5 protein-coding genes and 1 pseudogene are annotated in these 8,647 nt (G+C 39.6%); 5 read left to right on the top strand and 1 reads right to left on the bottom strand.

From position 1 onward, the window contains the following. Positions 1–589: 589 nt before the first annotated feature. Positions 590–1,080 (bottom strand): annotated as a pseudogene (locus V7K49_RS27205) (ISAzo13-like element transposase-related protein); the annotation flags it as partial. 1,247 nt (positions 1,081–2,327) lie between these two features. Here V7K49_RS27205 and V7K49_RS27200 point away from each other — a divergent pair. From V7K49_RS27200 to V7K49_RS27180, 5 genes are all read left to right on the top strand, one after another. After that, positions 2,328–4,433, top strand: a complete 2,106-nt coding sequence (locus V7K49_RS27200; RefSeq protein WP_335208411.1) for an acylase — start codon at positions 2,328–2,330, stop codon at positions 4,431–4,433. Positions 4,434–4,887: 454 nt separating this feature from the next. Further along, positions 4,888–5,019 (top strand): hypothetical protein, encoded by a 132-nt coding sequence (locus V7K49_RS27195; RefSeq protein WP_335208409.1) that lies wholly within the window; start codon positions 4,888–4,890, stop codon positions 5,017–5,019. Between the two features lie 24 nt (positions 5,020–5,043). After that, positions 5,044–5,631 carry an ISAzo13-like element transposase-related protein gene (locus tag V7K49_RS27190; RefSeq protein WP_442948698.1) on the top strand — a complete coding sequence of 196 codons (588 nt, stop codon included), beginning with the start codon at positions 5,044–5,046 and terminating at the stop codon, positions 5,629–5,631. 46 nt (positions 5,632–5,677) lie between these two features. Further along, the gene (locus V7K49_RS27185; RefSeq protein WP_442948697.1) at positions 5,678–6,064 is read left to right on the top strand and encodes an ISAzo13-like element transposase-related protein; all 387 of its coding nucleotides are present in this window, start codon (positions 5,678–5,680) and stop codon (positions 6,062–6,064) included. Positions 6,065–7,017: 953 nt separating this feature from the next. Then, positions 7,018–8,136: a ParB/RepB/Spo0J family partition protein gene (locus V7K49_RS27180; RefSeq protein ID WP_335208406.1), complete on the top strand. Its 1,119-nt coding sequence runs from the start codon at positions 7,018–7,020 to the stop codon at positions 8,134–8,136. Positions 8,137–8,647 lie beyond the last annotated feature (511 nt).

Genomic DNA, 8,647 nt, shown 5'->3' with positions numbered 1-8,647 from the left:
ACTTTAGAAAATGCGACCACTAAAATTCATCTCTGTTTTGTCAGACTTATGCTCCGAAGATTAGCTACTTTATAGATCCCAAATGGGTTCTATAACAAAGTTAGCCAACAGGTAGATTCTAAAATGATTTTAGAGGATTGTATTCTCCATCCCAAATAAAAGGCTGGTAAGACCTTTGGAAAACTTTCTGATCTTCTAAGTTTACTTAATCATAAAGATTATCATTAAGTTTAGAAAAAATCAAGCTACTTACTTCAGATCTTCCCTCATTCTTCTTCTTCTTGAGCGTGATTAGGGATTTTCAAGAAATAAAATATACAGCTTATAAAAATGATAATCATTATAACGGGGTAGTCTTGGGTTGCCAACGGCAACCCAAGACTCCCCAAATACACATGGAAAATCTGCGTGCGATTCGTTCCCGTGAAACCGTGAAATCGGGGGATACGGGGCAATGTGGTAGATAGTAACCCAAATAAGGGTTGTGGCGCACGCTTTAAACACTATCTACTCATTGACAACTGAATAACCTTGAGGGTGAAATTCCCTTCCCATTAGTACTTATGGTGACTTAATCCTTTCCTGGCTTGATACGTACATTCAGTTGATATTTTGGAGAAAATTCAACTATGCGTTTTATGAATTGTGTACGCCGAGAATTATTCTCTCCTCCATTATCTTGATTAATAAGCAGAGTTTTTATTTCTAAAAATCGCCAACTTTCTGATTCCCAAAAATCTGCTAGAATACCAACGATAAAATAACTCGTTACTTTTGATTCTGTAAAATATAAAAATAATTTGTCAATTCCTGGAATAAATATGCCGTAAGGAGTCATCCTTGTTTTAGGGTGGAAGTCATGGTCATCAGTTTTTGTCGGCGCTCGATTTCTACCACCACCGTCAAATGAGCCGATATTTACACGAGCTTTCGCATCCAGACTTAAACGCAAAACGCTTGAGTATTCTATTGCCTCTTGATGAACTATAGCTAATTTCTCAAAGATTGCATCAGTTTCAGGAATCTTTTTTGAGGTTGAATTTTGGCAACCCCTTTGAGGCGGTATCCTAAATCATTTATAATTTCATTTTTTTACCGCCTTCTGTTTCAGATAAATTTTAATTATATAAATAGTAGCTTTTGTTACTTAATTGTACACAGGTAAAAGTTAGCGATCGCTCCTTGGGAAAACTTTGCGATTTACTGAAAAAATCAGGATTTCGCGTTTGATTATTTTTAAGCCCCAAAGCGATGCCTGCGGCGGGCTACGCCAACGCCTAAAACTTTCGCAATAAGCAAGATATAATGACATTATTCTTAAGTCTATTGAGAATATACTTTAGTTATTGAGCATGATGCGGCCGCCCTAACCGTTTATCTAACGTTCGCGATCGCTGATGAATAACCGGGTTTAAGACCTCCACCAAATCGTAGATTTGGTGGTCAACAAGAGAGTGGCTGCTCTGAATTACCCACGCTATTGATTCTGAATTCTGAATTATGCATTCTTCTTCAAAAGCTGTCTGCTGATTTTACATTTCGTCACACAAGTTAATTTTTTAACGCTGATTTACTTCTGACTTTTCACGGGATGTGGAAAAGATCATTTTGAGGGTTTCCCAAGCCTTGATTTTTGCGTTAGCTATTCTCATTAATTCAGAGCTATTGAGAATTAGACCGTGGGAAAAGCCACGATTTTTCGGAGCTTGAGGACTTACCGTGAAAAGTCAGGATTTACTTACATTATGATTTATTGATAAATTCTATCATTTTGACCAATACAATGGTAATGTTTTACGAGTGGATAGTTCTTTGAAGTTATCATTAGGCGATCGCATTCTGAACTCTTTTGTCCCTCTGCACTAGGGTACTTTTTAGAGACTTCCATCGTGAATTTTCTACGTCTTTGTCGGACTTGCACCGTTAATTTTGTTTGTTACTGGGTTTTTGATGTGGCATATCGTTATTAGGCAAAAACTACCAATAGCGATGCCTACGACAACCCGTTCGCGTAGCGTCTCCGACAGGAAAAGCAGGAACGCCCAATAGAAATGTCACAGTCACGCCGTAATTAACCGATTACTGAGATTGCGTCCACTGGAGAGGTTGCTAAAAGCATCGTAAAATACGGTATTTTACGTAGAATATAGTATTACATATGAGGTTTTCACACTGCTGAAAAACACCACTATAAGAGCTTACATCTATGCACACTTATGAATCACTAAAAGCCGAACTCAACGCCAAAGATTATCGGCGAACCCCGTAAGGCGAACAGATTTTTCAAGTTTTTCAAAACCTGTAATAGGTAATCAATGGTGGTGTTAATGAGGATTGATAGTTTACTCAGGGTTTACAAAAGAAAATCAAAACGCGTTTTACCCTTTATACTCAGTTTAATACTGGTTTTGTTTGTAGGAAACCGCACTATAGCTGTACCAACAAAATCCACAGAGATATTATGGGATACCTATGGTGTGCCGCACATCTACGGAAAAGATGACCAAAGTGCATTTTATGCCTTTGGTTGGGCACAAATGCAAAGTCATGGAGATTTGCTTTTGCGTCTCTATGGTCAAGCACGGGGACGCGCAGCCGAATATTGGGGAGATAAATACCTAGATTCAGATCGTTGGGTACAGACTATGGGAGTACCAGAACGCGCTCGTTCTTGGTACAAAGCACAGAGTTCAACTTTTCGCACTTATCTTGATGCTTTTGCTACTGGGATCAATGCTTATGCTTCCCAAAATTTTAACTTAATTAATGATCAAGTTGAGGTGGTGCTACCAGTCAAGGCAGAAGATGTTATGGCTCACTTACATCGGGTACTCAATTTCACCTTTGTGGTCAATCCGGAGGAAGTATTAGACCTGAGCAAACAAAAATTGCAAACAGGATCTAATGGTTGGGCGATCGCACCAACTCATTCTGCCAATGGGAAGGCGATGTTGCTAGCAAACCCACACCTACCTTGGTCAGATTTATTTTTGTGGTATGAAGCCCAAATCACTGCACCAGGAATTGATGCTTATGGGGCAACACTTGTTGGTATTCCCGTATTAGCGATCGCATTTAACAACAACTTAGGTTGGACTCACACCGTTAACACCTATGATGGTTGGGATGTTTATGAACTCACACTGGCAGGTAATGGGTACCGCTTTGATGACAAGGTTCATACCTTCGAGACAAAAACTCTTTCCTTAAAGGTGAAACAGAAAGATGGCTCCTTGCAAGAACAACCATTAGTAGTGAAAAGTTCTGTCCACGGGCCTGTGATCGTCGAGAAAAATGGTAAAGTTGTGGCGCTGAGAGTTGCAGGTCTTGACCGACCGGGTGTACTTCAGCAGTGGTGGGATATGGCACGAGCAAAAAACTTTACCCAGTTTCAAACAGTACTCAAGCGCTTGCAACTACCGATGTTTACGGTGATGTATGCAGATAGAGAAGGGCATATCATGCACCTATTCAACGGTCAAGTTCCAGTGCGCTCTAGGGGTGATTTTAAATATTGGCAAGGCATAATCCCAGGAAATACATCTAAAACCTTGTGGACAAAAATTCATCCTTACCAAGATTTACCACGTATAGTTGACCCTAAGAGTGGCTGGTTGCAAAATACAAATGACCCACCTTGGACAACTACATTTCCAGCCGCCATTAAAGCAGATAATTACCCGCCTTACATGGCTCCTCGTTTCATGGATTTCCGATCACAACGTTCTGTAAGGATGTTAACTGAAGATAAAAAAATCTCTTTCGATAAAATGGTTGCAGACAAGTACTCTACCCGCATGGAACTGGCTGATCGAATTTTGGATGATTTAATTCCGGCTGCACGCAAGTACGGTGAGGACTTAGGGCAAAAAGCAGCTAATGTCTTAGAAGCCTGGGATCGTCAAGCCAATGCAGATAGTCGCGGGGCGGTATTATTTGCCTTTTGGATACAACAAATGAACTTAGATAAGGCCTTTAGTAAACCCTGGAATGAAAATTCTCCACGCACCACACCTGATGGTTTAGCTAATCCTGAAAGTGCAGTTGCAACTCTGCAAGCAGTCGCAGCACAGATAGAAAAGACGTATGGGGCGATTAATGTACCCTGGGGCAAGGTTTTTCGGCTACAATTGGGTGATGTGGATTTGCCTGGTAATGGTGCGGATGGTGATCTGGGAATTTTTCGTGTACTCTATTTTGCGCCTGCAGAAAAGGATCAGTTCAAAGCCGTTGCAGGTGATTCCTATGTTGCTGCAATTGAATTTTCTAACCCAGTACGGGCAATGGCAATAACTAGCTACGGCAATGCAACTCAAGCTGGATCACCCCACATTAGCGACCAATTACAGATGTTCGCCAATAAAAAGTTGCGTCCTGTGTGGCGCGATCGCTTAGATATTCTTGCTCATCTAGAAGAACGTAAAGTATTCTGAGGTGACTTTTTTATGGGAGGCTGGTTCGCGAACCAGCCTCCCCTTTCCACATCCCGTGAAAAGTCAGGTTCCAGACCTCCGTGGTAAAAAACCAATCTGGGGTGGCTTTGCCCAGCCTTTTCAATGGGAAGAGTTGTACTATTAAGGGTAAATCGCTAAAAGTGCTTCTATGAGTAGATTCTAAGACATAAATCAGCTTGAAGCAGACATTGAAATACAAAAAAGAATCCTGCTTGAGATTAAAGTCAAAAGTAAAAATATTACTTTTTGTTTTTAGCGTTCTGGTGGGTTTTTAAAAGCCGCGCAGTGGAAACGTGTCGATGTTTACTGTCAACGATTAAAGGTTTTCGCTTTTTCTTTACCCTTGTTGTTGCCTTCAGGAAACCTTTAAGTTCGACTTGAGCCGCAAGAGAAAGCAGAATCAGCACCATTTGGTCTAGAGAAAATGTCTTGAATGGTTGCCACTGACAAGCATGTACCATCGACAATTCTGAGTCAATATCCTGGTAATGGATTTGGCTCTTCTCCACCCATTAAAGAAATTAGCGCTCGCAAATCTTCAGATGTTTCTCGCACCGTGTTTTAGGCATCAGATGAGAATCCCAAATCGTTGCGAGTGTCTATAGATACAAAAGCTAAGGTCAAGATTGGCAACCTTTCCAGAGGCGGTAAAGCCCGAACATTGAAGGCAAAAGCGGCGGATGACCACGATACACATTGGGACGCAGTTTTAGTTCCCTTTGGCATTCTCAATACTCATAGTTCAAAGCTATCGATTTACTTGGGACAGTCGGCTGAAACTAGTGATTTTATTGTCGATTGTTTAACCGCTTGGTGGCATGAGAATCAACACGAGTACCTTGAACTCGATGAATGGGTGATTGATCTTGATGGCGGTGCTGCCACTCGCAGTGACCGCACACAATTTATCAAACGCATGGTTGAGTTGTCTCAAGCGATTAATTTAAAAATCCGACTGATTTATTATCCCCCCTACCATAGCAAGTACAATCTGATAGAGCGGTGTTGGGCTGCCCTGGAGAACTATTGGAATGGCGCGATTTTAGATTCTGTTGAAACCGTAGCACATTGGGCTTCTAATATGACTTGGAAAGCCATTGCACCCATTGTTCATCTGGTTGAAACCACCTATGAAAAAGGAATCAAGGTTCTGTCACAAGATTTAGAACAATACTAATCCCAATGGCAACGTTGTGAAACATTACCCAAATGGGATATTACTATTGTCCCTGTATAACTGGTATTTTATTTTCTTGCAAGTCCCTAACCGCACACAATTTATCAAACGCATGGTTGAATTGTCTCAAGCGATTAATTTAAGAATCCGACTGATTTACTATCCTCCGTACCATAGCAAGTACAATCCCATAGAGCGTTGTTGGGCAACCCTCGAGAACTATTCGAATGGGGCGATTTTAGATTCTGTTGAAACTGCTGTACAGTGGGCTGCCAATATGACCTGGAAGGGAATTTCACCCATTGTACATCAGGTTAAAGCAACCTATGAAAAAGGAATCAAGGTTCTCTCTCAAGAGTTAGAACTCTACCAAAACTACTGGCAGCGTTCTGAAACATTACCCAAATGGGATATTACTATTGTTCCAGCTTGATTGGTATCTTATTTTCTTGCAACTCCCTAACCACTAATTGTGCTGGTAACGGTAAGCGAAGCCATGCCGCAGGCTTATCGCCTGTTCGATGGCAAAAGGTGGAATCGCTGTCTCGATTGCTTTCAGTACGTCACTACTTTGTATATCTGGAGACACGAATGAGAAATCTTTTAGATGCACCACATCTTCGACGATTCTACCACTAGGCACTTTCTCACCAGCTTCCTATACTGCGGTTTGCCATGCCTCGTTTAAAGGCCTTGATCATGTCACGAATATAACTATTTTCACTAACTTTGTGCCAACATAGTTGAAAACGATTATCCGACTTATGTTTGGTAACTTGCTACTTTTTTGTACTTAACACCGTTATACGCAACGAAAAATCAAGCCTTTTCAGATGCTGTTTCCGTTTTGGTTTTTATCTCGGCTCAATGCCAGATTGAATTCCAGATACCATAATAAAATTTACATAAGCCAGCACTTTAACTATGATACACATCACTGAAAGACTTGCCCTAGCTTTAGAAGAACTCGATGATCGTAGTCTTGCAGAGAAGCAATAACAAGGCTGACTTGGTCAACGAACTTGGTATAGAAACTTCTCTTATCTGGTTGTAATTGCTAATACGCCTTAGTGTCGAATTTTAAAATACGACATTTAATAAAATTCTTAAACTAATTTTTGTCGGATTTTAAAATCCGACAAAAATTGATATAGTGAAACGAAGCTAAATAATTTATTATGAAACAAATAGTTCATACCTGGCACAGTTACTTACAATTGCTGAGAGATTAAGTATAAAGTTATATCCCAAAATTTGGAGTTCTAACGAGTTTAAAAATGCTAGTGCCTATGGATTACCATTGCATAAGTATCGTCCCAAGCATCGTGCTTCCAAAGATTTCAAATTAATTGTTGATTATCTAATTGCATTAATTAAGGAAAAATAATGGCAAAATTATTACCGCAAATCGGCGATAAATTTAAAGTGGCAGTACAAAAAACTGATCAAGAACAAAAGATTACAGATTTACAAGCTGAAGTAGAAAGGTTGCGTGCATCGCAATCACCAGAATTAGAGACAGAAATCACCAAACTGCGCGAACAATTGCAAACGCAAATAGGTGAGATTGGCATTGATACAGGTCTAATTGACCCTAACCCTAACCAGCCAAGACAAACAATTACACAAGAGTCTATTCAAGCAAAAGCGAGATTACTTAAAAAACATGGACAGATTACACCAGTAATTTTAGTGGCTCAAGATAACGGTCGTTATATGCTCTTAGACGGGCAGTTACGTTGGTCAGCAGCAAAGCTATTAGAATGGGAGACTATTCGGGCATTAATCGTACCTCAGCCGCAGGATTTAGACCAATCATCATTATTGACTTTTTTAGGTTTTGAAGATTTAAATCCACTAGATAAGGCAGAAGCAATATTTAAAGAGATCACCAAATCAACTGCTTTAGAATTTGATGAGATTACTACAAGTCTTGCTGCTGTACTTAAGCGACTTGAACGTCATAATCAAGTCAAGGAGTTAACAAAATTATTAATTGCTACTAGTGAGGAGCAACAACAAGGTTTAGAAGTACTGGGTATTATTAACCAGGAGCAAGCTTTATTTTTAGTGTTCTTAGAATTTGGGTTGAATCCTGCTTCTGTTAAGTCCAATCTTTTACCAATGTTATCTTTGCCAGAAGATTTGAAAAAAGCAATTCGTCATCAAGAACTTAAAGGCGCTCACGCATTGGCATTAACAACATTATCATCAAAAATATTGAAAATTTCCGAACAAGAAGCAGCTCTAGAACGAATAAAGGCAACAGAAAAGGTATTAAAAGAAAGTTTAACTGTACCTGAGACACGCGATTTAATTAAAAGCATTAAAGCTAAGTATTTAACATCAGAACAATCAGAATCGAAAGAAATAAAAGTAATTATTCAAAAAATTAGTAGTGGATTATCTGAGACGACTTTAGCTAATGCTAGTCTTGAAGAACTTCAATCTTTACAAGGAATATTGTCACAGAAATTAAATGAAATTGGTAAGTTGATCACTTAAAGAAACAGCAACTCAATTGAAAGGTTCAGCAAGATAGCGTTGACAAGCGCACATTGTGATGTCTTTAGGTCACGGAGGACAACTGCTAGCTCAAAACAATTAGAATGGGATAGAAAAACTATTCGCAAAGGTATTAAAAAATTAATTAGTACCATGCGGCGTAGATACACATACGATTTTTAAGCCTTGCAGTCAGCTAAATTTTCGTAGCTTTTAATGGTCTGCTTACTTCCGCCAAGCTGTACTAGTGGAATTAGTTATGTAGATAATTATTCGGCGAAAGGGCGTTACAAGGCAGAGAACACTTACCAAATTTTTTATAAGATAGCAAAAACTTATTTGTCCAAAGTCCAATCATTTGGATGGACGGAGGATATAGCGGTTCCCGACCCGGTGAGGTACATTTTCAAAGCTACTAAGTAGGTGGGCGGGGGAAAACCAAAATGTGTAACAATATGTAAATACGGAGAAAATATTGAATTAGGTATAAAATATGGGAGCGCGCCTAAGA

It is taken from the genome of Nostoc sp. (assembly GCF_036919675.1).
GTDB lineage: Bacteria > Cyanobacteriota > Cyanobacteriia > Cyanobacteriales > Nostocaceae > Nostoc.
The sequence above is the reverse complement of the archived record's forward strand: the minus strand, read 5'-3'. Positions and strand labels throughout refer to the sequence as shown.

What these genes read in the sequence shown, in the direction of transcription:
- V7K49_RS27180 (WP_335208406.1), top strand. Translation starts at nt 7,018, where the DNA reads ATGGCAAAATTATTACCGCAAATCGGCGATAAATTTAAAGTGGCAGTA.
- V7K49_RS27200 (WP_335208411.1), top strand. Translation starts at nt 2,328, where the DNA reads ATGAGGATTGATAGTTTACTCAGGGTTTACAAAAGAAAATCAAAACGC.
- V7K49_RS27195 (WP_335208409.1), top strand. Translation starts at nt 4,888, where the DNA reads ATGGTTGCCACTGACAAGCATGTACCATCGACAATTCTGAGTCAATAT.